Below are 23578 nucleotides of genomic sequence, written 5' to 3'. Positions count from 1 at the left end.
ATGCTATGAAACCCTGCGACAGAACCAGATTTATTGCAATAATCAATGGTTTCTGGAAAGTTCCTTATGTGGATTATGCGCAACAACACAAAGAAAGAGACCGCGCAAAATGCGCGGTCTTTGTCTCGTAAAGGTCTGAAACTTAGTTAGTTTGTACAGGGAATTGGGGTCTCTACCGTCTCGCCGCCACGACGGGTGCGGATTGTGCAGACCTTCTCCGGAGCTGCGACGGGGGCCGGGGCCCTCTCTTCAATGCCAAGCAAAGACTGCTGATCGACTTCAACCACCTCTGCCACCTTGTCATCTTGAGCGCCAACCAGTGCCAGCGACATGCGACCCGTGTTCTGAGCCTGCGCCAAAGCGGCGATCTGTTGTGGCGTCGCTGCAACTGTGACCGTGCGAGCAATGGTTGTGCCGGTCACATCCAGACCCGCCGACTGATCAACAGCGACCAATTCGATGTTCGTCAGTACCAAACGAGTAATCTCACCGCGGCCAGAATCACTGGTGCCACGCAATGAGCCGGTCCAATACACGTCCACCGTATCGCCTGGGCGCAAAAAGCCCGATACGCCAGATGCCACATCAACGCTTATCGCAAATGCGCGCATTCCCTTGGGCAATTGTGACCTGAGGCCAGCAGTCTCGCCTGGATTAGTGACTTTGACTTCCATAATCGCTTCGTCTTTCTCCATCGCGCGGAGAACGAATCGTTCATTGTTTTTGATTTCCGGGAATAGGGTTGTCATGTCCACGAAGGCACCCTCGGGAATCGCATCCTCTGGCCACTGAACGACGCGGATATCTTCCTGGTTCAAACGTTCGCCGTATTTGAAGGAGCGATTCGAAACCAAAACGCCTACTGTCGGGACAATGCCCGCCTGCGCATTGGCAAGCGCCTCTTCGCGCAACTTGCGTTCCTGAGCAAGTTTGGCCTGATTGTCCGTGATGTATTCGCGTGCCATATAGACAGCACCACCGGCCAACGCGACCCCGATGATAAGAACAAGTCCAAAAACAGCTCGCATTTGTCCCTCTTTATTTTCCGTAGACCGCGACTCTTGAAGTCACATCGATTCAGGATCCAAGATATTTTTCAATTGTGTCGAAAAAGCGGACAATCCCGGTAATTTTTGGCAGAAAATTCGCTTATTCGCAGGGTTGCCGTCTCGCTAGTAAATGGGAACGGGCCCGCGCTACTCAAAGACCATCTCTTCTACTTCTACATTTGCGATCGGCTGTCCCGCTGTTAGAAGTCCTTGGCTCAGGATGAAGTAGATTATTGCGGCGAGACCTGCGATTGCAGCAGTTAAAACCACCCAGTCTACGGTTATCGCGCCGGTCTCATCGGTTCGGAAACTATATACTCTTTTTAACATTGGACTATACCGGATCGCTCTCTTCTGAAAACAAAGGGGCCACGCCTTTGAGTAAAGACATGGCCCCAAGTTGTTATGCTAGACCGATAACAGATTAATCGGTATCCGGAACTGTCACAGTTACCGAACCCAGAGCGTCATCGATGTTGCCTGCCAGGCTGCTGGCACCATTGTGGATCTGGTTGTAAGCAACGGCTGCCAGGCCAACAACAGCTGCGGTCAGAACGACCCAGTCTACAGTTACGGCGCCGTCTTCGTCTTTGCGGAAGTTCTTGATGAACTTGATCATGTTATGTCCCTCCTAAAGGATCAAAAATTAATTAACCTCGGCGTCTTTCAGAGCTTTCTCTCTCAGTCCGCTCCCGATCGTCTCGGTATGGATATATGTTTGACCCCTGTGCGTGGCAGGAATTGGGCCAAACCAATATTTTTTTGCTCAAAGCTTAATTTTTTGTTGGTGAATTTAGTAACTAATTGGAAATAAATAAAAAAAATCACACCTTTTTTGTACTTCCGTTGTGTGGGCGATGCAAAATGGCGGCAATTGAGGCGAAATTGCCCCAATTCGCTTGGTTTTTCTGGTGTTGCGGGCCGTTATGATGTTCAAAATGCTTCAAAAGATAAGAAATCGAGGCAGGCAAATGTATTTCCGGGACGCAGTAATATGCGCCGGTGCAGCGGTGTTTCTGATGGCGGGTGCAATTCCTGTCACTGCAACCGAAACCGAGCCGCGCGGCGTCTATAAGCGCATAAAGGCCCCGAAACCGGGGACACGTCCGCGCGTGACGATTCAGATCACGCCCGAACAACATGCAGCATCACCATCAGCCCCCAGCACTGGCGCCAAGCTGGAAGTGCCTGAGATTGCCGCTATCGCAAAGCCGCCCCCATCGGTTCCTCAGAAGATTGCGGGGGCGACCAAGCCAGTTGGCTCTTATAAAGCATTCTGGAGCCGGGTATCCCCCGATCTAGCGCAGGCCAGCGCAGGTAGGCTGAGAGAGGCCGTTCAAGCGCTCACTGCCACGGGTGTCGCGGCGCCGCGTCTGCAGACCTTGCAAGACATCGCAGAAAAGCGAGGGGTGGATATTCTACGTTCGACCGTAGGGACCAATGTCTCACCCGCACTTGTCCTAGCCGTTATCTCGGTAGAATCTGCGGGCCGCACACAGGCTGTCAGTTCTGCCGGGGCGCAGGGCTTGATGCAATTGATGCCAGCTACCGCCGAACGTTTTGGGGTAGAGGACAGCCTGAAACCTGAACAGAATATCGAAGGTGGGGTCAAATACCTGCATTGGCTCATGAACGAGTTCGACAATGACCCGATTCTTGTATTGGCAGGTTACAATGCCGGCGAAGGGGCCGTGCGCAAGCATAGTGGTGTGCCACCTTATGCCGAGACCAGAGACTACGTGCCCAAGGTTCTGGCCGCGTTTCAGGTCGCGAGTGCTCTTTGTACAACAACACCGCAGTTCGTTTCGGACCCCTGCATTTTTCAGACTTCGAACTAAAAAAGGCCCGCGTCGCAGCGGGCCTTATGAATCATTGGCCTGAGGTCAATCTACGATTGTTGCCTGAGTCGCTCCTCGCATCTCGTCCTCGCTGACGCCATCGGCCAGTTCGACGATCTTCAGGCCACCTTCGACGACATCCAGAACACCCAGATTGGTGATGATGCGATCCACAACGCCCTGGCCAGTTAGAGGCAGCGTACATTCCTTCAGCACTTTAGAATCACCATGCTTGTTGGTGTGATCCATCACTACAATCACGCGACCAACGCCAGCGACCAGATCCATCGCACCGCCCATACCTTTGACCAGCTTGCCGGGGATCATCCAGTTGGCCAGGTCTCCTTTCTCGTCCACTTCCATCGCACCCAAAATCGCAGCAGCGATCTTACCGCCTCGGATCATGGCGAACGAGGTCGCGCTATCGAAGTAAGAGGTGCGGGACAGTTCGGTAATCGTCTGCTTGCCTGCGTTGATCAGGTCAGCGTCTTCCTCGCCCTCAAACGGGAAAGGCCCCATGCCCAGCATACCGTTTTCGGACTGTAGGGTGATGTCCTTGTCCCCTACATAGTTCGCCACCAGCGTCGGAATACCGATGCCGAGGTTCACATACATGCCGTCTTCCAGCTCTTCTGCCGCACGTGCGGCCATCTGATTGCGATCCCAGGGCATTATGCGTCCTCCTTCTTGCGGGTGGTGCGCTGTTCGATGCGCTTTTCGTGGCTGCCTTGGATAATGCGATGCACATAGATGCCGGGCAGGTGGATGCCATCCGGGTCCAGCGAGCCGCGCGGGACGATTTCTTCAACCTCAGCCACACAAATCTTGCCGCAAGTCGCTGCGGGCACGTTAAAGTTGCGGGCGGTCTTGCGGAACACGAGGTTCCCGGTGTCATCGGCTTTCCACGCCTTTACGATCGCGAGGTCGGCGAAGATGCCTTCCTCCATGATATAGGTCTCGCCGTTGAAGTCCTTGTGCTCTTTGCCTTCCGCGATCACCGTTCCCACGCCCGTCTTGGTGTAAAACCCGGGGATGCCAGCGCCACCGGCCCGCATCCGCTCGGCCAGTGTGCCTTGTGGATTGAATTCCAGCTCCAGTTCTCCACTCAGATACTGGCGCATGAATTCGGCGTTTTCCCCTACGTAAGAGCTGATCATCTTTTTGACCTGCTTGGTTTGCAGCAGGATGCCGATGCCAAAATCATCCACACCTGCGTTATTCGAGGCAAATGTCAGATCCTTCGCGCCTGAGGCCTTGATTGCTTCAAGCAGCATTTCCGGGATACCGCACAGCCCAAAGCCGCCCGCAGCGATCAGCATGCCGTCCGATATCACCCCATCGAGCGCCTCATCGGCATTGTCATAGATTTTCTTCATGGAAAACTCCCCCAATGACATGGTGTTGGGCCGATTTGTGCCGCCACGTCACGGGGAAGTCAACGAATCCAAGGGGCAGGTGGTATTTCTACCTAACTTGCTTTCTTGGTGGTCTTCTTGGCAGCAGCTTTCTTCTTGGGGGCTGCCTTTTTCTTTGTGCCTTTCTTGGCCGCGCGTTCATTGACCAGTTCGATGGCCATTTCCTGGGTCACATCCTCGGGTTTGATGTCTTTGGGGATCGTCGCGTTGACCTTTTCCCATTTCACATACGGTCCATAGCGCCCGTCCAGTACCTGCATCGCGCCGCCATCGGGATGGTCGCCCAGCTCTTTCAGCGGCTTCGCGGCCGCCCGACGTCCGCGACCTGGATTGGAGCGTTTTTCGGCCAACAGTTCGACGGCGCGGTTCATGCCGATCTCAAACACATCGTTCGGGTCTTTGAGGTTGGCGTAGACAGGCTTTGCCTCGTCGGCCAACTGATGCATTAGATAAGGTCCAAAGCGACCAAAGTTCGAACTGATCATGCCACCTTCGGGGTGCTCGCCGATCTGACGGGGCAAGGACAGAAGAGTCAGAGCTTTCTCCAGATCCATGTCGTCTTTGCTCCAGCCACGGGGCAGGGACGCACGAGGAGGCTTCTTGTTCTCAGGCGTGGGCTCTCCGCGCTGGACATATGGCCCAAATCGACCGGATTTCAGCCAGATCTCATCGCCCGCATCTTCGCCCAGCAAACGCTCGTCACCTTCCGCGCCCTCACCAGCGATCGGGCGGGTATAAGTGCACTCAGGATAGTTGCCACAACCGACAAACCCGCCGGTGCGCGAAGTTTTCAGATGTAACTGGCCAACACCGCATTTCGGGCAAATGCGCGGGTCAGAGCCATCTTCACGCGGCGGATACAGCTGCGGTGCCAGCGCTTCGTCCAGCTTGTCCAGCACTTCCGAGATACGCAGCTCCGATGTCTCACCAATTGCGGCAGAGAAATCGCGCCAGAACTTGCCGAGCAGATCCTTGTAGTCACGTTCACCTGCGCTGACGTCGTCAAGCTCTTCTTCCAGATTGGCGGTGAACTCGTAGCCCACATACTGGCGAAAGAAATTCAGCAGGAAGATGGTGACGATTCGGCCCTTTTCTTCGGGGATCAGCCGATTCTTGTCTTTACGTACATATTCACGATCCTGAATCGTGGTGACAATCGAGGCATAGGTCGACGGACGCCCGATCCCCAGCTCTTCCATCCGTTTGACCAGCGTGGCCTCTGTATAGCGCGGGGGCGGTTGGGTGTGATGCTGCAGCGCCAGAACGGATTCGTTCTCGGCCAGAATGGCGGCCTTTTCCGAGTCGGCGGTGGCCTTGGCAAACTGATCACGCAGCGAGGTCTTGGCAAAACGTGCGGGATCGCCCTGCATGATCTGTGGCAAGCGCTTGTCGTCATCGTCGACCACGTCATCGCGACCTTCTTCGTAAACGCGCATGAAGCCATCGAACAGCACCACCTGACCGGTGGCGCGCAGGCCAACCTGACCGTCCGTGCTGGTAATCTCGACAGTCGTGCGTTCAAGCCGTGCGGCAGCCATCTGACAGGCAATGGTGCGTTTCCAGATCAGATCATAAAGCTTGCGCTGATCCTCATCGGTCACCTTCAGCGCCTTGGCATCGCGCGACATATCTGTCGGGCGAATACACTCGTGTGCTTCCTGAGCGTTCTTGGCCTTGTTTTTGTACATGCGCGGGCTGTCTGGCACGTATTCCGCACCATAACGGTCGGCGATTGCATCGCGCGCTGCCGCCACGGCCTCGGGGGCCATGTCGATACCGTCGGTTCGCATGTAGGTAATGTATCCGGCCTCATACAGCCGCTGGGCCACCTGCATCGCATGGCGTGCGCCCATGCCGAACTTGCGGCTGGCTTCTTGCTGTAAGGTCGACGTCATGAACGGGGCAGAGGGGTTGCGCGCGGCAGGCTTGGCCTCGACCGATGTCACGCTCAGATCACGGCTGGTGATCGCCTGAACCGCCAGTTCGGCTTGCGTTGCATTCGCTAGATCGTGCTTGTCCAGTTTCTTGCCTGCCAGCGTGACTAGACGCGCCTCGTAGGTCTGGCCCCGAGGCGTCTCGAACACAGCCTTGACCGACCAGTATTCGACCGGCTTGAAGGCTTCGATCTCCATCTCGCGTTCGACGATGAGGCGCAGGCAGACCGATTGCACGCGCCCCGCTGAACGGGCACCCGGCAACTTGCGCCACAGAACGGGCGACAGGTTGAACCCTACCAGATAGTCCAGCGCGCGGCGGGCCAGATAGGCCTCGACCAGCGGCATATCGACCTCACGCGGGTTCTGCATCGCCTCGGTCACGGCGTCCTTGGTGATCGCGTTGAACGTCACGCGGCTGACTGGCGTGTCCTTCTTGATCGAACGCCGCTTGGTCAGCGCTTCTTGCAGGTGCCAGCTGATTGCCTCGCCTTCGCGATCAGGGTCAGTCGCGAGGATCAGTGCGTTGTCTTCTTTCAGAGCGTCGGCGATCGCCTTGACATGCTTACGGCTGTCATTGCCGACCTCCCATTTCATTGAAAATTCATGCTCGGGATCGACCGACCCATCCTTTGGCGGCAGGTCCCGCACATGGCCATATGAGGCCAAAACGGTGTAGTCGGGGCCAAGATATTTATTGATTGTTTTTGCTTTGGCCGGAGATTCTACAACAACTACGGGCATTTAAGAGGAATCCTCGCTCGACGGATTTTGCGCTTTGTATGACCGTGCAAAATGTGTGGGGCAAGATCGAATTGTCAATGCGTTCGTTTTCACCACCAAAAATACTTTGGATTAAAGCCTGATCTGGTCGTGCCGCTCGCGGAATCAGGTGCCGAATCCATTCGATAGCTTAGGCGCAAAGTGACAGCAGGCCGCCTGGTTGCCGCTGAATCTTGCCCTCAAGCTCCAGATCGACCAACACAGGGCCGACTTCGCCCGCAGATGCAGCGATGTCTCGGATCAACTGGTCTTCCGCGATCGGAGATGGGCCAAGTCGAGTCAGAATCGCCTCGTGCAAGGCTTGGGGCGTGATTTCGGCTGAGTCTGCCTCGGGTCCAAGGGGTAGGATTTGTTGGGCAGAAGATTGTAGCTGTTGCTTGGGCAAAGCATCAATAACGTCTTCTGCATTGCGGACGAGTGTCGCCCCGTCTCGGATCAGCAGATTGCATCCTGCCGCGCGGGCGTCAAAGGGATGGCCGGGCACGGCCAGAACCTCGCGCCCTTGGTCCAGGGCGTCCCGCGCGGTGATCAAGCTGCCGGATTTCGCCGCGGCCTCGACAACGACCACTGCCTGCGCCAGACCCGAGATAATGCGATTGCGGCGTGGAAAATGTCGTGCCTGAGGCGTTGTGCCCATCGGTTGTTCAGACAGGCGAAGTCCAGTGTCTGCGATATCTCGCGCCAGATCGGCATTTTCGGCCGGATAGATCACATCAACCCCACCTGCTAACACTGCCACAGTACCGGTCGCCAATGCGGCGAAGTGCGCCGAGGTGTCAATGCCGCGGGCAAGCCCCGAGACCACGACATAGTCTTGCTTACCCAGATCCGTCGCCAACGCCCGCGCCATGCGCGCGCCCAGCGAAGAACAGTTCCGTGCCCCGACCATGGCAATTGCCCGGCGTTTCAAGATCGACGGATCGCCGATTGCCCAAAGCATCGGGGGCGCATCCGAAAGGTCACATAACGCGTAAGGGTAATCGGCGGCCCCAAGGCACAAAAGCCGCGCTTTGGCGACCTTTGCGGCCTTGAGCTCCGCCTCAATTACGCCGGGCGGGCAGATTTCATAATCCTCGATCCCGGCAGCGCGCGCCATTTCCGGCAACGCGGCCAGCGCGTTCTGCGCCGAGCCATGTTCGCGCAATAAGCGCCGGAATGTTGCCGGCCCTACTTTGCGTGAGCGCAACAGACGGAGCCAGGAAAACCGGTCCTCTTCCGTGGTGGGTGGGAGTGGGGGGTGATTGGAAGAAAGCTGCTCTTCGGTCATCCGATGCTCCGCCTGATTGCAAAACTGGTTTACGGTGCAGCGGGTTAACAGCCTGTGAATCTTAGAAAATTAGATCAGTATTTTTCGAACCCATCCCTCGGAGAGATGATTATGTCATTGAAAGAAAGAAAGAAAATTCGTGCGAATTATCTTGGCTCACATATCCATGGATGAGTTTTTGATTTGACGCGAAGGGTAGTGTGTTAACCCTTCGCGCCTCGATTCTCATTTTGGGCCGACTCAGGTGGCAGAGCCGCCCACAGTCAGCCCATCCATCAAAACGGTAGGTTGGCCGACACCGACCGGCACCCATTGCCCATCCTTGCCACATGTGCCCATGCCGGGATCCAGCGCCATGTCATTGCCCAGTCCCCGAATGCGTTTTAGCGCCGAGGGGCCGTCGCCAATCAGCGTCGCGCCTTTGACCGGAGCGCCGATCTTGCCGTTCTCGACACGATATGCCTCGGTGCAGGAGAACACGAACTTGCCGTTGGTGATGTCGACCTGGCCGCCGCCGAAGCCCACAGCCCAGATACCGTCTTTGATATCTGCCACCAACGAGGCCGGATCGGCATCGCCACCCAACATGATTGTGTTGGTCATGCGCGGCATCGGTTTATGGGCATAGCTTTGACGCCGGCCGTTCCCGGTTGGAGAAACGCCCATCAGGCGTGCGTTCTGTCGGTCCTGCATATATCCGGTGAGGATTCCATCCTCGATCAGAACTGTACGCGAACTGGGTGTACCTTCGTCATCCATTGATATCGAACCGCGTCGGTCTGCAATCGTCCCATCATCCACGACTGTTACACCTTTCGAAGCGATCTGCTGCCCCATCAGCCCGGCAAAAGCGGAACTGCCCTTGCGGTTGAAATCACCTTCAAGCCCGTGGCCGATGGCCTCGTGCAACAGAATGCCGGGCCATCCGGGGCCCAACGCGACTTCCATCACGCCGGCAGGTGCAGGGACGGCATCCAGATTGACCATCGCGATCCGCAGAGCCTCACGCGCCTTATCTTGCCAGTCTGAGGGATCGATCAAGCCATCCAGCCCCACGCGACCGCCACCTCCGGCAGAACCGCTTTCGCGTCTGCCGTTCTGTTCTACTATAACCGAGATGTTCAGGCGGGTCATCGGGCGTATATCGCGCACCTGCACACCATCGGGGCGAAGAATCTCGACCTCCTGCACTGCAGCGGCAATCGTGGCGCTGACTTGCACAACCCGGGAATCCAGACCACGGGTAAAAGCGTCTATCTCGCGCAGTGTCTCGATTTTGACCGGGAAGGCGGCGGATTCGATCGGGTCTTCATCGGTATATAACCTGGTATTGGTGGCACGTGGTGGCCCGGCCAGCGTCCCACCACCATCGCCGACCGCCAACCGCGCGGTTTCGGCTGCACGCTTCAGAGAGGGAATCGAAACATCCGTTGAATGCGCGTATCCAGCCACTTCACCCTGCACCGCGCGAAGACCGAATCCCTCGGAAGCGTCGTAAGAAGCCGTGCGCAATCGGCCGTCATCAAACACCAAAGATTCGGATTTGCGCCGTTCTACGAACAGTTCCCCATCCTCGGCGCCATCAGTTGCAGCCTTCAGTACAGCAAGCGCTTCATCCTTGGGAAGAACGCTTTCAAACGGGCGAAACGGGGCCTGAGTCATCAGTTGTGACCTTTCGGGTTTGATCCAGATCAAAAATAGCGTCTGTTTGACGCAAGCATTTTGCTTTATCTACCCGACGGAATATGGTTTTTAACGCGGCCAAAGACAACGGGAGAGGTGCGACCGATTCACACCTTTTCGCGAGAGACGCAAAGATCAAACGATCAGGACAGAAAATGAAGAATGCTTTGATGCTTTCCGGGCTTGCTACGGCCCTCTCCAGCCTTCCCGCCATGGCTCAGGAGCTTGAGATTATTGGCAAGCCGGTTGACGGCGGCATGGGGTTCCAGCCTGCTGCCACCAGCCTTGCTGAAGGGATTCAGTCGCTGGACAACATGATTCTGGTGATCATCACCGCGATTTGTGTGTTTGTTGCGGGTCTGCTGGTTTATTGCATCGTACGCTATAACCAGCGCGTAAACCCGAACCCGGCTCGGTTCTCGCATTACACTCCGGTTGAGATTGCATGGACTTTGGGCCCGATCCTGATTCTGGTCTTCATCGGGGCTTTCTCGCTGCCGGTTCTTTTCAAGCAACAAGAGATTCCCGAAGGCGACATCACCATCAAAGTCGTGGGGAACCAGTGGTACTGGACCTACGAATATGTCGATCATGACTTTGCCTTCGACAGCTATCTCCTGGGCCACCCGGCCACCCTCGACGAGGGCGCGCGCCCGGCTGATGCCGACGTAACACCGTTTGTTCTGGACGATGCGATGCGGGCGAAGCTGGCCGATGCAGGCTATGGCGAAGACGAATGGCTTCTCGCCACCGATACCGCCGTCGTTGTTCCGGTTGGCAAGATTGTCGTGATGCAGGTTACCGCATCGGACGTGATCCATTCCTGGACCATTCCTTCGTTCGGCGTGAAGCAGGACGGCGTTCCTGGTCGTCTGGCCGAACTGTGGTTCGAAGCAGACAAGGAAGGCGTCTATTTCGGACAGTGCTCTGAGCTGTGCGGTAAAGACCATGCCTATATGCCAATCACTGTCAAAGTGGTCAGCGAAGAGGCATATGAACAGTGGCTGCAGGGCGCGCTTGAAGAATATGCAGGTCAGCCTGCTTCCTACCAAGTGGCCTCGAACTAAGCCCTTTGCGGCCTAGGTAAACACATGCGGGCTGCGCGGAAATCGCGCAGCTTTTGCCCCGAAAAGGACCGGATATGAGCGACGCGAGCTTCAATGCCAGCACCGTCTCTGCGCAGACCCGCGCGGACGAGGCCAGCTTTGGTGATTATTTCGCCCTGCTGAAGCCGCGCGTGATGTCGCTGGTCGTATTCACGGCTTTGGTCGGACTACTTGCGGCTCCTGTTCCGATACATCCGTTTGTTGGCTTCTGCGCCATCCTGTTCATCGCTATTGGTGGCGGTGCATCCGGCGCGCTGAACATGTGGTGGGACGCGGATATCGACCGCGTGATGAAGCGCACCAAAGGCCGTCCAATCCCCTCTGGCAAAGTTGAAGAAGGCGAGGCATTGGCGCTGGGTCTGGCTCTGTCTGGCCTGTCCGTGATTATGCTGGGTTTGGCAACCAACTGGTTTGCAGGGGCGTTTCTGGCCTTCACTATTTTCTTCTATGTTGTCGTCTACACGATGTGGCTTAAACGCTCGACGCCTCAGAACATCGTCATTGGTGGTGCCGCGGGGGCGTTCCCGCCGGTCATCGGATGGGTCGCGGCCACTGGCTCGATGACGCTCGAACCGTGGTTGATGTTTGCCCTGACATTCATGTGGACACCTCCGCATTTCTGGGCGTTGGCCTTGTTCATGCGCTCGGACTATGACGATGCCGGGGTGCCGATGTTGACCGTCACCCATGGTCGACGCGCGACGCGCTGGCATATTCTGGTTTATACCGCGTTGCTGGCGTTGCTGGCGGTGGGGACTGCGTTCTCGGATATCGGAGGCCCGATTTATCTAGTTGTTGCGCTGGTTCTGAATGGCTTGTTTCTGCGGGGGGCCTGGCAGATTTCTCGTCGAAACGAAGACGATTCGGAGGCCGACAACTTCAAGGTCGAACGCAGTTTCTTCAAACTGTCGCTGCTGTACCTGTTTCTGCATTTCGGCGCGATTCTCGTCGAGGCCCTGTTGAAACCTTACGGATTAGGAGGCTGGTCATGAGCCTGCGCAAAACTCACGAACTTCACCAAAGACGGTTCAGCCGCAATCTGGGCGTCGGCCTGACACTGGCCGCGTTCATCGTGATCATCTTCGGCCTGACAGTCGTCAAGGTCTCGAACACAGATTTTAGTCTGGCGACGCAGCAGGTGCAGAACTGATGAAGTTGACGGGGCCACAGAAAACGGTCGCGCAACTGGTCGGCGTCGTCGTCCTTATGGGCGGTTTGGCATGGGCAGCGGTGCCGTTTTATAATTGGTTCTGCCGGGTCACGGGGTATGGAGGGACCACGGGGGTTGCCGAGAAAGCCCCTGATGACATTCTCGACCAAGTTGTGACGGTCCGATTTGATGCCTCCAAGGCCAAGGGTATGCCGTGGGAATTCAAGCCCGTCGAACGCGAGATGAAAATACGTATCGGTGAGACAGGTCTGGCGTTCTACGAAGCGTACAATCCAACCGACAAGCCCGTCGCAGGGCAGGCGTCCTACAACGTGGCGCCCTATTCCGCCGGGGGGTATTTTCAGAAAATCGCCTGTTTCTGCTTCGATGAACAGGTGTTGGAGCCGGGTGAGCGAGTCGAGATGCCCGTTACGTTCTTCGTCGATCCCGAACTGATCGAAGATCCCGAAGCAAAATATGTGCATACGATCACGCTGTCGTATACATTCTATGAGATTGATCTGCCCGAGGGCTATGCCGCCCTTGATGTGCAGGCTGAAACAAACAAGAACTAACGCCTGTAGGTGAGGGACGCTGATGGCACACGCAAAAGACCATGATTACCACATTCTGAACCCGTCAATCTGGCCACTGATCGGCGCGGTAAGCGGATTTGTGATGCTGTTCGGGGCCGTTCTTTGGATGCACGGGATTACCCCGTGGATCTTCTGGATGGGGCTGGTCGGGGTTCTTTATACCATGTTTGCATGGTGGTCCGAAGTCGTGGTTGAAAGCCGTCAGGGCGATCATACGCCGGTCGTGCGTATTGGCCTGCGCTATGGCTTTATCCTGTTCGTGATGTCCGAGGTGATGTTCTTCTTCGCCTGGTTCTGGTCGTTCTTCAAACATCGCATGTATCCGATGTACGACTATGCCGGTACTGAATACATCCAGCCGGATATCCACGCCGTTGATCCGTTCCACCTGCCGCTGATCAACACTTTGGTCCTGTTGCTTTCGGGTTGTGCGATTACTTGGGCCCACCACGCGCTTGTTCATGACAATGACCGCAAGGCGCTGATCAATGGTCTGGCCATTGGTATCGTTCTGGGCATCGCCTTTACTGCGCTTCAGGCGTTTGAATACTATGAGTTACTGGCCCATGAGGGTTGGGAGTTCGGTGGCGATCAGTTCTATTCGAACTTCTTCATGGCAACCGGTTTCCACGGCGCGCATGTGATTATCGGCACCATCTTCCTGTCGGTCTGTCTGATCCGCGCCCTGAAGGGGGACTTTACGCCCGAGAAACACGTCGGTTTCGAGGCTGCCGCATGGTATTGGCACTTCGTTGACGTCGTCTGGCTGTTCCTGTTTTTCGCCGTCTACATCTGGGGTCAGGCCCCGCTGATGTAACGCCACGCAGGTGATCCAATTGCAAAAGCCGCCCCACGGGGCGGCTTTTTCTCAATCAGGGGCGCAAGATTGCGCCCGATACAATTACATGGTTGCACTTCGGTTCACGTGCCCCTTAACAAGGCGCCGGTTCCCGCAATAAGGTCTGATCCCACCATGCGCAGCTTTCTGTTTCTGCTGATCTTCGGTCTTGCCGGTCTGGGCCTGCTGCTGTCGCTGGGCATTTGGCAATTGCAGCGGCTGACCTGGAAACAGGAGGTGCTGGCCGAGATCGAAAGCCGCATCGCTGCCGATCCTGTCGCCTTGCCAGAGCAAGTCTCCGAGGATGTGGACAAATACCTTCCGGTGACGGTCGCAGGCGAGATCGAACCGGGCGAGATCCACGTTTTGGTTTCGGTCAAGCAGGTGGGGCCGGGGTATCGGATCATCCAGTCCTTTGCCACCGACAACCGGACTATTCTGGTGGATCGCGGTTTTGTGCCGACCACAGCCAAGCAGGCTGATCGACTGACTGGCCCGATGGAAATCACCGGCAACCTGCACTGGCCCGATGAAGTCGATGGCTACACGCCTGACGCAGATATTGACGGCAACATCTGGTTCGCCCGCGATGTGCCCAATCTGGCTGCCGTGCTGGGGGCTGAGCCTGTGTTGCTGATTGCCCGCTCGGAAACCGATCCGAATGTAACGCCAATGCCGGTGGATACGGCGGGCATCCCCAACGATCATTTGCAATATGCAATCATCTGGTTTGGTCTTGCTCTGGTCTGGGCCGCAATGACCGGATACTTCCTGTGGCGCAGCCGTGCCAATTCCGAAAGTGACGCGACATGAAATACATCTCGACCCGCGGGCAGGCGCCCGAACTGACCTTTGAAGAGGCGATGCTGACCGGACTGGCCCGTGATGGTGGTCTGTACTTGCCCGCTGAAATTCCGGTGATGTCGCAGGACGAAATTGCTGCGTTGGTTGGCCTGTCCTACGAAGAAATCGCATTCCGCGTGATGTGGCCCTATGTGAGTGGCTCGTTCTCCGATGATGAGTTCAAAAAGATCATTGCGCGCGCTTATGAGGGCTTCGGCCATGACGCCCGCGCGCCGTTGAAGCAGCTGAACGAGAACCATTTTCTGCTGGAGCTGTTTCACGGACCCACACTGGCTTTCAAAGATTTTGCCATGCAGCTAATCGGCCAGCTGTTCCAGGTCGCGCTCAAACGGCGCGAAGATCGCGTGACCATTGTCGGCGCGACGAGCGGTGACACCGGTTCAGCCGCAATCGAAGCGTTCCGTGGGCTGGATGCGGTCGATGTGTTCATCCTGTTCCCACATGGCCGTGTGTCCGAAGTGCAGCGCCGTCAGATGACTACGCCTGCAGACAGTAATGTGCACGCTTTGGCGGTAGACGGCGATTTCGATGACTGTCAGGCCGCGCTCAAAGACATGTTCAACGACTTTGATTTCCGCGACGGTGTGAAACTTGCAGGCGTCAATTCGATCAACTTCGCCCGCGTGTTGGCACAGATCGTTTACTATTTCTCCGCCGCCGTCAGCCTCGGCGCGCCACATCGCAAGGTCAGCTTCACCGTGCCGACAGGGAATTTCGGCGATATCTTCGCAGGCTATCTGGCCAAACGCATGGGGCTGCCCATCGATCGTCTGGTGGTGGCGACCAACCAGAACGACATTCTGCATCGCTGTCTCTCGGGCGAGGGATATTTCAAGGGCGATACGATCCCCTCAATCAGCCCTTCAATGGATATTCAGGTTAGCTCGAACTTTGAGCGCGCACTGTACTACGCCTATGGCGAAGATGGCGGCGCAGTCGCTCAGTTGATGGATGAACTCAAGAGCGGAGGCTTCAATGTCAGCCAAGGCGCGATGGAGGCTCTGCGAGAAAGCTTTGACTCGGGCCGCGTTTCTGAGGACGAGACGCTTGAGACGATCAGGCGCACGATGGTCCACAGCGCCGAGTTGGTTTGTCCGCACACCGCCGTTGGGATCAAAGTGGCTGAAGACCACCGCGCTGCCGATGTGCCCATGATAACGCTCGCAACCGCGCATCCCGCGAAGTTCCCGGCGGCGGTTGAGAAGGCAAGCGGCGAACATCCGCCTCTTCCATCCCGCATGTCTGATCTGTATGAACGTCCGGAACGGGTGACCCGCGTTGCGAACGATCTGGGTGCCTTTGAGGATCATATCAGAAGGCATATTGCTGAGTGACAGTCAGACAGGACCAACTGAAGAACGGATTTCGTATCGTCAGTGAACATATGCCGGGGCTGCAATCTGCGGCCATCGGCATCTGGGTAACCGCCGGTGGTCGGCACGAGCGGATCGAGCAGAACGGTATCGCGCATTTCCTTGAGCATATGGCGTTCAAGGGAACCCAGCGGCGTTCTGCGCTGCAAATCGCCGAAGCGATCGAGGATGTGGGCGGGTACATCAACGCCTATACCTCGCGCGAAGTTACGGCCTATTATGCACGCGTACTGAAGGACGATGTGGCGCTGGCCATGGACGTGATCGGCGACATCGTCCTGAACCCGGTATTCGACCCGCGCGAGATCGAGGTCGAGCGCGGCGTGATCCTGCAGGAAATCGGTCAGGCCTATGACACACCTGACGATGTGATCTTTGACTGGCTGCAAGAGCAGAGCTATCACGACCAACCCCTTGGCCGCACCATTCTGGGCCCGACCGAGCGCGTCAGTGCGTTTTCCCGCGAGGACTTGTCTGGTTTCGTGGCCGAACACTACGGGCCGGAACAGATGATCCTGTCTGCAGCTGGAGCTGTGGACCACGATGCGCTGATGAAACTGGCCGAAGAGATGTTCGGCCACCTGCAGCCGCGCAAGGGTCTGATTCCCGACGCTGCGCGGTTCACTGGTGGTGAGGCGCGGCAGGAGAAAGAACTGGAGCAGGCGCATTTCGCGCTGGCGCTGGAAAGTCCGGGCTATCGCGATGATGCGATCTATATGGCCCAGATTTACTCGACCGCTCTGGGTGGAGGCATGTCCTCGCGCCTGTTTCAGGAAGTGCGCGAGACGCGCGGGCTTTGCTATACGATCTTTGCTCAGACCGGTGCTTATGCGGATACCGGTACGACAACGATTTACGCAGGCACCTCGGCCGATCAGGTGGGCGAATTGGCGACGATTACCATCGACGAGATGAAGCGCGCTGCCGAAGACATGAGCGCAGAAGAGGTTGCCCGCGCGCGGGCCCAGATGAAGGCCGGGATGCTGATGGGGCTGGAAAGCCCGTCGAACCGGGCCGAACGGCTGGCGCGGCTGGTGCAGATCTGGGGACGTGTGCCCTCGCTTGAGGACACCGTGGCCAAGATCGATGCGGTCAGCACCGAGGACGTGCGTGCTTTTGCCGAAGACATGGCAGTCAAAGCCCCTGCAGCGCTAGCGCTATATGGGCCGGTCTCGGGCGCACCGACGCTGGTGGATCTGCAGGAGAGGCGTGCGGCGTGATGCTGTTAGGCAGACGCAAGCTAAAACTCGAAACCGAGCGCTTGACGCTGCGCCCGCCCATGCATTCCGACTTCAACGACTGGACCGCCTTGCGGCGTGCTTCAAAGGACTATCTGGTGCCGTGGGAGCCGGTTTGGGCCAAGGACCATCTGAGCCGCAAGTCGTTTACCAACCGGGTCTATTGGGCCCAGCGCTCAGTCGCGAGTGGAACGGCGATACCTCTGTTCCTGTTTCGTCGCACAGACAATATTCTGCTGGGGGCGATCACGTTGGACAATGTTCGCCGTGGTCCGGCGCAGGCTGGCACCTTGGGCTATTGGACCGGGCAGGCCTTTGCGCGTCAGGGGTTCATGCGCGAAGCAATTGGCGCCGTTGTTCATCACGCCTTCACCCGTCTGGATTTAAGCCGGATCGAGGCCGCGTGTTTGCCTGAGAACAAGGCCTCTCGCGGTCTGCTGGAAAGCTCAGGCTTCAAATACGAAGGCGTGGCGCAGTCTTATCTGCAGATCAATGGGCGCTGGCGAACACATGTTCTGTATGCCAGCTTAAGGTCCGATCGTCGGGGCAAGACTGAGGCAGGCTAGAGGGCTCTGCCGCCAGGCATGGCAAGCCTCCTGTCATGGAGATATCCGTGGCCAGATCAACAAGGGCATGACTTGTTCGCCCATTGCGCTACACTTGCGCTATGTGGCGGTTTGTTGCGGGACTGATGATGATTGCAGGCGGGGCTGTGGCGCAGGAGCGGCGGCCTAGTCACTGTATCGCCATCGCAGATGCGGCACCGGGGATTGAATATCTTCACAAAGCGGCGTGGCAGGATCCCGTGCCCGAGTTTTCGGTTCGTATCAGCTATGTCGCGCATGCATCGTTTCTGATCCAGACACAGGGCGGGCTGAACGCGGTGACCGATTTCACCGGTTTTATCGGCGGCGCTGCGCTAATTCCTGACGTGGTCACAATGAACCATGCGCACAGCACCCACTGGACTGCCCATCCCGATCCGGCCATCCCGTATGTCTTGCCGGGCTGGGGCGAGTTCGGCGAAGGCATCAAGCACCATCTTGATCTGGGTGAGATGCTGATTCGCAATGTGTCGACCGATATCCGTTCGGCCTATGGCGGTATTGAAGATCGCGGAAACTCGATCTTTGTGTTCGAGGTCGAAGGGTTGTGCATCGGCCATCTGGGGCATCTGCATCACATTCCGTCGGATGAACAATTCGCTGCACTGGGTCGGCTGGATGTGGTCATGGCGGCGGTGGACGGAGGCACCACGATGCCCTTGCCCGAGATGGTTCAGGTTCTGAAACGCCTCAAAAGCTCGGTCATTATCCCGATGCATTGGTTCTCGGACTTTTCGCTTGAGCGGTTTCTGGTGGATATTCGGGATGAATTCCCGGTTGAACGGGATGGGGTGTCCGAGATTGTCGTCTCGTTGCGCACGCTGCCCGACAGGCCGACGGTTGTGGTGCTGGAGCCTCAGTACCTGATAGAGCTGGAATAGGGCTTGTCGCGGCCCGTGGCCTTTGGCAGGGAAGAGCCATGAAACTGAACCCTGCAGACAGCCGCCTTGCCGAAGCAATCAGAGCCCGATTGGGTGCTGACGTTTTGCGCCCGATTGCAGATCGTTACCTTGAAGAGCCGCGTCAGCGGTTTGTCGGGCAGCCCGGTTTGCTTGCCTTGCCGCGCACCGTGGAAGATGTGTCGGCTCTGGTGCAATTGGCCGCAGACGCTCGGGTGCCTGTTGTCCCTTATGGCGGCGGCACCGGTCTGGTAGGAGGGCAGGTTGTTCCGGATGGTCCTGTCCCTTTGATCGTTTCCCTGGAACGGATGACGGCGATACGGGCGACTTACCCCACCGAGAACATACTTGTGGCCGAGGCCGGTGCCATTCTGGCCGACGTCCAGACTGCCGCTGAAGACGCGGACCGTCTATTTCCCCTGTCGCTGGCTGCGCAGGGTTCTTGCCGGATTGGCGGCAATCTGGCCACTAATGCGGGTGGCGTGAATGTGCTGCGCTATGGCAATGCACGCGATCTGTGCCTGGGGCTTGAAGTGGTATTGCCCAGTGGTGAGATATGGCACGGGCTTAGCCGGTTGCGTAAGGACAACACCGGTTATGACCTGCGTAACCTGATGATCGGGTCCGAAGGGACACTTGGCATCATTACGGCGGCGGCGTTGAAGCTGTTCCCGCGACCCAGGGGCGTTGGAACCGCAATGTTTCAGGTCTCCTCACCCGAGGCTGCCATTGATCTGTTGTCAGTGGCGCGGGATCAAGTGGGGGAAGCGGTCAGTACGTTTGAGTTGATCCATGGGCAGGGCCTCGAATTCCTGACCGAGGTTTTGCCCGACGTGCGGCAACCCTTTGCAGCAACACCAGAATGGAGTGTGTTGATCGAGCTGGGCTTGTCGGTCGGCCAAGACCCTTCGGACATGCTTGAGGCGATTTATGTCGCCGCTGATGAGCGCGATCTGGTCCGCGATGCGGTCATCGCGCAGAGCGAAGCACAGCGGTCCGAACTCTGGGCCGTGCGCGAGCGCATCCCCGAGGCCAACCGGCTGATCGGGTCAGTTTCCAGCCATGATATCTCGGTCCCGATTTCCCGCATTCCAGAGTTCATTCGGCGCGGTGCGGATGTGGTGGCCGGGCAGGGGCCGTTTCGCGTAAACTGCTTTGGCCATCTGGGCGACGGTAATTTGCACTACAACGTATTTCCACCTGCCGGGCAGGATAAGGCGGAGTTTGTCGCACAGCGGGGCGCGGTCAAACGCGCGGTACATGATCTGGTTCATGAATTTGGTGGATCGGTCAGCGCCGAACACGGTGTTGGTAGGCTCAAGACAGATGATCTGGAACGCTATGGCGATCCGGTCAAGTTGCAGGCCATGAGGGCGATCAAAACAACGCTTGATCCTCAGGGGATTATGAACCCCGGGGCGGTTCTGGTCTAATAGACGCGCCCCGGACGTATACCGGGGCGCTGCCGTTCTTTACGACGCGGGCAGAATGACCTTGTCGATCACATGGATCACGCCGTTCTCGGCTTCGATATCGGCTTGCACAACGTTGGCATCATTCACCATGACGCCATTGTCGAGATCGATGGTGATATCTCCGCCCTGCACGGTGGCGGCGGTCATGTCATCGGACAGATCACCCGACATCACTTTGCCCGGGACAACGTGATAGGTCAGCACTGCGACCAACTGGTCCTTGTTTTCGGGCTTCAGAAGATTTTCGACCGTGCCCTCGGGCAGCGCTGCAAAAGCCTCATCCGTTGGGGCGAAAACGGTGAACGGCCCTTCGCCTTTCAGCGTTTCAACCAGTTCGGCGGCCTGAACGGCAGCGACGAGCGTTTCAAAACTTCCCGCGCCCACCGCAGTATCGACGATATCCTTGGCGTGCCCATCTGCCAAAGCAGAGGTGGTCAACAGAAGACTGGCAACTCCAGCAACAGCGAATTTGCGCAACATGACATGATTTCCCTTGTTGAGAATGCCTTAGGTGGCATCATTCGGGGTACGCAGTCAGGTCGCGACAAGATCACAGAATCCAGAGGCAACTGTTTCTTGAAAGTAACCCCATTCGCGCTAAGCCTGCGGCGCACGCGATTTCCAGTCACGAGTTTGTGAAGTTTGTGGAGATCAGAGCCCTTCGAACTCGCACAGAACGTGCACGTCCATGCCCAAATCTTCCAGCGCTTTGCGACCACCCAATTCGGGCAGATCGATGATGAACGCGCATGAGATGATCTCGCCGCCCAGCCGTTCGATCAGCTTGATCCCCGCGGCGGCGGTGCCTCCGGTAGCCAGAAGATCATCAACGACCAGGATCTTCTCACCCGGTTGGATGGCGTCATCGTGAATTTCGACGATCGCCTCGCCATATTCCAGCTTGTAGTCCTGGCTGATCGTGGTGCCGGGCAGTTTGCCCTTTTTGCGGATCGGCACGAATCCAACGCTTAGCTGGTGGGCAATCGCACCGCCCAGAATAAAGCCGCGCGCCTCAAGGCCCACAACCTTGTCGATTCGCTCACCGGCGTAAGGGTGCAACATCTGGTCGATTGCCATGCGGAACCCACGCGGGTCGGCAAACAGGGTGGTGACATCGCGGAACATGATCCCTTCATGCGGGAAATCGACGATGGTCCGAATGTAATCCTTGACCGTTTTGTTTCTGGACATGGGCCACCCCTTTGGCATCAAACACGCGCGGGGTATTTCGCCCATAAGGTGCGGTCATGCAAGAGAACTCTGACCCCTGCGGCTACTTGCTGCGGCCGCGCATGGCGTTAGGCAGGCCGTAGTAGCGATACAGCGCGTTCGGAAGCCAGGACAGGTGCGGCTTGCGCCAGTTGCGTTGATCCCGAAGAAGAATGGCTTGCGCGACATGAAGGTTCATTGCTTTAATCCCACTTTTGCTGTTATGTGCGTGATATCTACATGTTATATGCTATGTATATACATAACATCGCGGTTAGAATCAAGGACAGGACGGGGACTGGACGTGTGACCAAGAAAGATGGAAAGAAATCTACCAAGAAAAACAGTCAGTTGGTTTTGCGTCTCGACAAGGATGAGCGCGATGCATTCGTCGAGCTGTGCAGGGATCTGGACACCTCCGCCGCCCGCGAAATTCGCCGGTTTATCCGGGGGTTCATGAAGGAAAACGCAGAAAACTGAAATCACGCCGGGCGGCGCAGAACCGCTGTGGCGATGCCCATTCCGATCAGGGTCAACCCTCCGAACCGGGTCATGGTCGTGATGACATTCGCACGTCCGATCATACGGCGCAGCTTGTCCGCCAGCAGCGCATAGGCCAGCGCGTTCAGCCCCGCGAGACCCACAAATGTTGCGATCAGGATCGCGAATTGCGGACCCAAAGGCTCGGCTGGACGCAAGAATTGCGGAACGAAAGCGATGAAGAAGGCAATGGACTTCGGGTTCAGCGCGGTGACTGCAGCGGCATGGCTAAAAACACTGCGGGCGGTCACGTCACGTTCGGTTTCAATTGCTTGCAGCCCGCCCGACGGCGCGCTGCGCAGGAGTTTGACACCCAGCCAGACCAGATAGGCTGCCCCAACCCATTTCAGCACGGTAAACAGTGTGGCAGAGGCCAGCACCAGCGCCCCCAGCCCCAGCAGCGACGCGGTCATCGCCACCAAATCCCCCAATGCGACCCCAGTGGCCGAGGCAACCGCCACACTGCGTCCTTTCGACAGCGCATAGCTAAGCACCAGCAACACGGTCGGGCCTGGGATCAGTAGCAGCGCGGTCGAAGCGGCCACAAAGGCCAGCCAGATTTCAATGGACATGGAGTATCCTATTAAAGTGTTTCCCACACCAAGCCTTGGCGCGACGTATTGGTCAAGGCTTTGCGGGCGCATTCTCGTGGTGAAACACCGACTCCAACGGGTTGGCGTTCGGATTTGCGAAGCCGGGGTCGCCTAAATACCGAGGACATGGGGCAGGGAATTCAGGCGTGCAATGCGATCTGGGATTGCCGCAACAGGTTTAAGATTGGATGAAGCTTGGCTTATGCATCTTGAAACGCCTCCAATGTACCCCACTCTCGCAATGCGACCCAAAGGAGGGAGCCATGGTTCAAACCCAACACGCTGAGGCCGATACCGGCCGCGCCAGATCCGGTGTCGAGCGCCTCAAAAGCATCTTGGTAGGACTGCTGTTGGCCGCGGCGATCTTGTATGCGGGCGTCCTCGGATACATGTTTTTCAACCAGCAATCTCTGCTGTACAAACCCGAAGGTACGTTACCGGATCCGGCTTCGGTGGGGTTGGCGGATGTTGATGCGCTATCGCTGACAATGGCTGATGGTACTGCCCTGACGGTCTGGGCAGCACCCGCTGCAATCCCGGATGCACCGACCGTCCTATTCTTCCACGGCCAAAGCGGCAATCTGGGGGACCGTGCTGAACGGCTGCGCGAAATCCTAAACTCGGGCTACGGGCTGCTTGCCCCCAGCTATCGCGGCTTTCCGGGCAGCGAAGGCGAGCCCTCGGAACTGGCGCTGATCTCTGATGGAGTTCAGCTCTATGACAGGCTGGCGGGTCAGGGCAAAGCTGTGGTGCTGCACGGTCAGAGCCTCGGCACCGGCATTGCCGCCGCTGTTGCTGCCGAGCGTCCCGATGCAGAACTTCTGGTGCTTGAGGCCCCGTTCACTGCAACCGTTGATGTCGCGGCGGAACGCTATCCTTTCCTGCCGGTCTCAGCCTTGATGAGGGATCAGTTCGCCACACGTGATCTTATCGAACAGATCTCGGTGCCGACGTTGATTTTTCACGGCACCGAGGATGAAACTATTCCACTGCATCACGGAAAAGCTCTGGCCGAGATGTCCGATACCGCGCAGATTTACGTGATCCCCGACGGCACCCACAACGATTTGTGGTCGCGTGGCCTATGGGACGAGGTGCAAAAGAAACTGTCGCAGTACTGAGT

At 57.2% G+C, this 23578-nt stretch carries 26 protein-coding genes; 14 read left to right on the top strand and 12 right to left on the bottom strand.

Features of this window, described 5'->3' with window-relative positions:
- Nucleotides 1-146: 146 nt before the first annotated feature.
- The 3 genes from cpaB to ACR0AW_RS07160 all read right to left on the bottom strand — a co-directional run bounded on the left by cpaB (nucleotide 147) and on the right by ACR0AW_RS07160 (nucleotide 1668).
- The gene (cpaB, locus tag ACR0AW_RS07170; RefSeq protein WP_170424295.1) at nucleotides 147-1028 is read right to left on the bottom strand and encodes a Flp pilus assembly protein CpaB; all 882 of its coding nucleotides are present in this window, start codon (nucleotides 1026-1028) and stop codon (nucleotides 147-149) included.
- A 168-nt stretch (nucleotides 1029-1196) separates the two neighbouring features.
- Nucleotides 1197-1379, bottom strand: a complete 183-nt coding sequence (locus tag ACR0AW_RS07165; protein ID WP_170424293.1) for a hypothetical protein — start codon at nucleotides 1377-1379, stop codon at nucleotides 1197-1199.
- A 94-nt stretch (nucleotides 1380-1473) separates the two neighbouring features.
- Nucleotides 1474-1668 carry a hypothetical protein gene (locus tag ACR0AW_RS07160; RefSeq protein WP_170511390.1) on the bottom strand — a complete coding sequence of 65 codons (195 nt, stop codon included), beginning with the start codon at nucleotides 1666-1668 and terminating at the stop codon, nucleotides 1474-1476.
- A gap of 352 nt (nucleotides 1669-2020) precedes the next feature.
- Between ACR0AW_RS07160 and ACR0AW_RS07155 the strand changes: the two genes are divergently transcribed.
- A complete protein-coding gene (locus ACR0AW_RS07155; RefSeq protein ID WP_170424291.1) occupies nucleotides 2021-2887 on the top strand; it encodes a transglycosylase SLT domain-containing protein in 867 nt (288 codons plus the stop codon).
- 45 nt (nucleotides 2888-2932) lie between these two features.
- Here ACR0AW_RS07155 and ACR0AW_RS07150 read toward each other — a convergent pair whose 3' ends face one another.
- The 5 genes from ACR0AW_RS07150 to tldD all read right to left on the bottom strand — a co-directional run bounded on the left by ACR0AW_RS07150 (nucleotide 2933) and on the right by tldD (nucleotide 9948).
- Nucleotides 2933-3559 carry a 3-oxoacid CoA-transferase subunit B gene (locus ACR0AW_RS07150; RefSeq protein WP_170397333.1) on the bottom strand — a complete coding sequence of 209 codons (627 nt, stop codon included), beginning with the start codon at nucleotides 3557-3559 and terminating at the stop codon, nucleotides 2933-2935.
- Nucleotides 3559-4263: a CoA transferase subunit A gene (locus ACR0AW_RS07145; protein WP_170404323.1), complete on the bottom strand. Its 705-nt coding sequence runs from the start codon at nucleotides 4261-4263 to the stop codon at nucleotides 3559-3561. The genes ACR0AW_RS07150 and ACR0AW_RS07145 overlap by 1 nt, the downstream gene beginning before the upstream one ends.
- Nucleotides 4264-4355: 92 nt before the next feature.
- Nucleotides 4356-6980 (bottom strand): type I DNA topoisomerase, encoded by a 2625-nt coding sequence (gene topA / locus ACR0AW_RS07140; RefSeq protein ID WP_170733260.1) that lies wholly within the window; start codon nucleotides 6978-6980, stop codon nucleotides 4356-4358.
- 169 nt (nucleotides 6981-7149) lie between these two features.
- Nucleotides 7150-8286 (bottom strand): DNA-processing protein DprA, encoded by a 1137-nt coding sequence (gene dprA / locus ACR0AW_RS07135; protein ID WP_170564718.1) that lies wholly within the window; start codon nucleotides 8284-8286, stop codon nucleotides 7150-7152.
- A gap of 240 nt (nucleotides 8287-8526) precedes the next feature.
- Nucleotides 8527-9948, bottom strand: a complete 1422-nt coding sequence (tldD, locus tag ACR0AW_RS07130) for a metalloprotease TldD (protein WP_170663870.1) — start codon at nucleotides 9946-9948, stop codon at nucleotides 8527-8529.
- A gap of 176 nt (nucleotides 9949-10124) precedes the next feature.
- Between tldD and coxB the strand changes: the two genes are divergently transcribed.
- The 11 genes from coxB to ACR0AW_RS07075 all read left to right on the top strand — a co-directional run bounded on the left by coxB (nucleotide 10125) and on the right by ACR0AW_RS07075 (nucleotide 20071).
- Complete coding sequence (gene coxB, locus ACR0AW_RS07125) at nucleotides 10125-11036, top strand: cytochrome c oxidase subunit II (RefSeq protein ID WP_170397324.1); 912 nt, start codon at nucleotides 10125-10127, stop codon at nucleotides 11034-11036.
- A gap of 74 nt (nucleotides 11037-11110) precedes the next feature.
- Nucleotides 11111-12067: a heme o synthase gene (gene cyoE, locus ACR0AW_RS07120; protein WP_170397322.1), complete on the top strand. Its 957-nt coding sequence runs from the start codon at nucleotides 11111-11113 to the stop codon at nucleotides 12065-12067.
- Entirely contained in the window at nucleotides 12064-12225 is a 162-nt protein-coding gene (locus ACR0AW_RS07115; protein WP_170397320.1) for a hypothetical protein, read from the top strand. The genes cyoE and ACR0AW_RS07115 overlap by 4 nt, the downstream gene beginning before the upstream one ends.
- Nucleotides 12225-12800, top strand: a complete 576-nt coding sequence (locus ACR0AW_RS07110) for a cytochrome c oxidase assembly protein (protein ID WP_170397318.1) — start codon at nucleotides 12225-12227, stop codon at nucleotides 12798-12800. The genes ACR0AW_RS07115 and ACR0AW_RS07110 overlap by 1 nt, the downstream gene beginning before the upstream one ends.
- A gap of 22 nt (nucleotides 12801-12822) precedes the next feature.
- Nucleotides 12823-13638, top strand: coding sequence for a cytochrome c oxidase subunit 3 (locus ACR0AW_RS07105; RefSeq protein WP_170397316.1), 816 nt, complete (start codon nucleotides 12823-12825; stop codon nucleotides 13636-13638).
- A gap of 156 nt (nucleotides 13639-13794) precedes the next feature.
- Nucleotides 13795-14472 carry an SURF1 family protein gene (locus tag ACR0AW_RS07100; RefSeq protein ID WP_170733259.1) on the top strand — a complete coding sequence of 226 codons (678 nt, stop codon included), beginning with the start codon at nucleotides 13795-13797 and terminating at the stop codon, nucleotides 14470-14472.
- Nucleotides 14469-15857, top strand: a complete 1389-nt coding sequence (thrC, locus tag ACR0AW_RS07095; RefSeq protein WP_170733258.1) for a threonine synthase — start codon at nucleotides 14469-14471, stop codon at nucleotides 15855-15857. Before ACR0AW_RS07100 ends, thrC begins: the two co-directional genes overlap by 4 nt.
- Nucleotides 15854-17116 carry a M16 family metallopeptidase gene (locus ACR0AW_RS07090; protein ID WP_170733257.1) on the top strand — a complete coding sequence of 421 codons (1263 nt, stop codon included), beginning with the start codon at nucleotides 15854-15856 and terminating at the stop codon, nucleotides 17114-17116. Before thrC ends, ACR0AW_RS07090 begins: the two co-directional genes overlap by 4 nt.
- Nucleotides 17116-17700: a GNAT family N-acetyltransferase gene (locus tag ACR0AW_RS07085; RefSeq protein ID WP_170397308.1), complete on the top strand. Its 585-nt coding sequence runs from the start codon at nucleotides 17116-17118 to the stop codon at nucleotides 17698-17700. Before ACR0AW_RS07090 ends, ACR0AW_RS07085 begins: the two co-directional genes overlap by 1 nt.
- A 128-nt stretch (nucleotides 17701-17828) precedes the next feature.
- Nucleotides 17829-18620 carry an MBL fold metallo-hydrolase gene (locus ACR0AW_RS07080; protein WP_480776495.1) on the top strand — a complete coding sequence of 264 codons (792 nt, stop codon included), beginning with the start codon at nucleotides 17829-17831 and terminating at the stop codon, nucleotides 18618-18620.
- 38 nt (nucleotides 18621-18658) lie between these two features.
- Complete coding sequence (locus ACR0AW_RS07075; protein WP_170733255.1) at nucleotides 18659-20071, top strand: FAD-binding oxidoreductase; 1413 nt, start codon at nucleotides 18659-18661, stop codon at nucleotides 20069-20071.
- Nucleotides 20072-20110: 39 nt separating this feature from the next.
- On the opposite strand, the gene ACR0AW_RS07070 is transcribed toward ACR0AW_RS07075, so the two are convergent.
- From ACR0AW_RS07070 to ACR0AW_RS07060, 3 genes are all read right to left on the bottom strand, one after another.
- Complete coding sequence (locus tag ACR0AW_RS07070; protein WP_170424274.1) at nucleotides 20111-20593, bottom strand: fasciclin domain-containing protein; 483 nt, start codon at nucleotides 20591-20593, stop codon at nucleotides 20111-20113.
- Between the two features lie 171 nt (nucleotides 20594-20764).
- Nucleotides 20765-21304, bottom strand: coding sequence for an adenine phosphoribosyltransferase (locus ACR0AW_RS07065; RefSeq protein WP_010441681.1), 540 nt, complete (start codon nucleotides 21302-21304; stop codon nucleotides 20765-20767).
- Nucleotides 21305-21386: 82 nt separating this feature from the next.
- Complete coding sequence (locus ACR0AW_RS07060) at nucleotides 21387-21521, bottom strand: hypothetical protein (protein ID WP_255612018.1); 135 nt, start codon at nucleotides 21519-21521, stop codon at nucleotides 21387-21389.
- Between the two features lie 107 nt (nucleotides 21522-21628).
- Between ACR0AW_RS07060 and ACR0AW_RS07055 the strand changes: the two genes are divergently transcribed.
- Nucleotides 21629-21802 (top strand): hypothetical protein, encoded by a 174-nt coding sequence (locus ACR0AW_RS07055; RefSeq protein WP_170397300.1) that lies wholly within the window; start codon nucleotides 21629-21631, stop codon nucleotides 21800-21802.
- A 2-nt stretch (nucleotides 21803-21804) separates the two neighbouring features.
- Here the strand turns inward: ACR0AW_RS07055 and ACR0AW_RS07050 are convergent, their stop codons facing one another.
- Nucleotides 21805-22434 (bottom strand): LysE family translocator, encoded by a 630-nt coding sequence (locus tag ACR0AW_RS07050; RefSeq protein WP_170733254.1) that lies wholly within the window; start codon nucleotides 22432-22434, stop codon nucleotides 21805-21807.
- Nucleotides 22435-22718: 284 nt separating this feature from the next.
- On the opposite strand from ACR0AW_RS07050, the gene ACR0AW_RS07045 reads away from it, so the two are divergent.
- The gene (locus ACR0AW_RS07045) at nucleotides 22719-23576 is read left to right on the top strand and encodes an alpha/beta hydrolase (protein ID WP_170733253.1); all 858 of its coding nucleotides are present in this window, start codon (nucleotides 22719-22721) and stop codon (nucleotides 23574-23576) included.
- Nucleotides 23577-23578 lie beyond the last annotated feature (2 nt).

This window comes from Ruegeria sp. C5 (assembly GCF_056537605.1).
The sequence above is the reverse complement of the archived record's forward strand: the minus strand, read 5'-3'. Positions and strand labels throughout refer to the sequence as shown.

What these genes read in the sequence shown, in the direction of transcription:
- cpaB (WP_170424295.1), bottom strand. Translation starts at nt 1,028, where the DNA reads ATGCGAGCTGTTTTTGGACTTGTTCTTATCATCGGGGTCGCGTTGGCC.
- ACR0AW_RS07165 (WP_170424293.1), bottom strand. Translation starts at nt 1,379, where the DNA reads ATGTTAAAAAGAGTATATAGTTTCCGAACCGATGAGACCGGCGCGATA.
- ACR0AW_RS07160 (WP_170511390.1), bottom strand. Translation starts at nt 1,668, where the DNA reads ATGATCAAGTTCATCAAGAACTTCCGCAAAGACGAAGACGGCGCCGTA.
- ACR0AW_RS07155 (WP_170424291.1), top strand. Translation starts at nt 2,021, where the DNA reads ATGTATTTCCGGGACGCAGTAATATGCGCCGGTGCAGCGGTGTTTCTG.
- ACR0AW_RS07150 (WP_170397333.1), bottom strand. Translation starts at nt 3,559, where the DNA reads ATGCCCTGGGATCGCAATCAGATGGCCGCACGTGCGGCAGAAGAGCTG.
- ACR0AW_RS07145 (WP_170404323.1), bottom strand. Translation starts at nt 4,263, where the DNA reads ATGAAGAAAATCTATGACAATGCCGATGAGGCGCTCGATGGGGTGATA.
- topA (WP_170733260.1), bottom strand. Translation starts at nt 6,980, where the DNA reads ATGCCCGTAGTTGTTGTAGAATCTCCGGCCAAAGCAAAAACAATCAAT.
- dprA (WP_170564718.1), bottom strand. Translation starts at nt 8,286, where the DNA reads ATGACCGAAGAGCAGCTTTCTTCCAATCACCCCCCACTCCCACCCACC.
- tldD (WP_170663870.1), bottom strand. Translation starts at nt 9,948, where the DNA reads ATGACTCAGGCCCCGTTTCGCCCGTTTGAAAGCGTTCTTCCCAAGGAT.
- coxB (WP_170397324.1), top strand. Translation starts at nt 10,125, where the DNA reads ATGAAGAATGCTTTGATGCTTTCCGGGCTTGCTACGGCCCTCTCCAGC.
- cyoE (WP_170397322.1), top strand. Translation starts at nt 11,111, where the DNA reads ATGAGCGACGCGAGCTTCAATGCCAGCACCGTCTCTGCGCAGACCCGC.
- ACR0AW_RS07115 (WP_170397320.1), top strand. Translation starts at nt 12,064, where the DNA reads ATGAGCCTGCGCAAAACTCACGAACTTCACCAAAGACGGTTCAGCCGC.
- ACR0AW_RS07110 (WP_170397318.1), top strand. Translation starts at nt 12,225, where the DNA reads ATGAAGTTGACGGGGCCACAGAAAACGGTCGCGCAACTGGTCGGCGTC.
- ACR0AW_RS07105 (WP_170397316.1), top strand. Translation starts at nt 12,823, where the DNA reads ATGGCACACGCAAAAGACCATGATTACCACATTCTGAACCCGTCAATC.
- ACR0AW_RS07100 (WP_170733259.1), top strand. Translation starts at nt 13,795, where the DNA reads ATGCGCAGCTTTCTGTTTCTGCTGATCTTCGGTCTTGCCGGTCTGGGC.
- thrC (WP_170733258.1), top strand. Translation starts at nt 14,469, where the DNA reads ATGAAATACATCTCGACCCGCGGGCAGGCGCCCGAACTGACCTTTGAA.
- ACR0AW_RS07085 (WP_170397308.1), top strand. Translation starts at nt 17,116, where the DNA reads ATGCTGTTAGGCAGACGCAAGCTAAAACTCGAAACCGAGCGCTTGACG.
- ACR0AW_RS07080 (WP_480776495.1), top strand. Translation starts at nt 17,829, where the DNA reads ATGATTGCAGGCGGGGCTGTGGCGCAGGAGCGGCGGCCTAGTCACTGT.
- ACR0AW_RS07075 (WP_170733255.1), top strand. Translation starts at nt 18,659, where the DNA reads ATGAAACTGAACCCTGCAGACAGCCGCCTTGCCGAAGCAATCAGAGCC.
- ACR0AW_RS07070 (WP_170424274.1), bottom strand. Translation starts at nt 20,593, where the DNA reads ATGTTGCGCAAATTCGCTGTTGCTGGAGTTGCCAGTCTTCTGTTGACC.
- ACR0AW_RS07065 (WP_010441681.1), bottom strand. Translation starts at nt 21,304, where the DNA reads ATGTCCAGAAACAAAACGGTCAAGGATTACATTCGGACCATCGTCGAT.
- ACR0AW_RS07060 (WP_255612018.1), bottom strand. Translation starts at nt 21,521, where the DNA reads ATGAACCTTCATGTCGCGCAAGCCATTCTTCTTCGGGATCAACGCAAC.
- ACR0AW_RS07050 (WP_170733254.1), bottom strand. Translation starts at nt 22,434, where the DNA reads ATGTCCATTGAAATCTGGCTGGCCTTTGTGGCCGCTTCGACCGCGCTG.
- ACR0AW_RS07045 (WP_170733253.1), top strand. Translation starts at nt 22,719, where the DNA reads ATGGTTCAAACCCAACACGCTGAGGCCGATACCGGCCGCGCCAGATCC.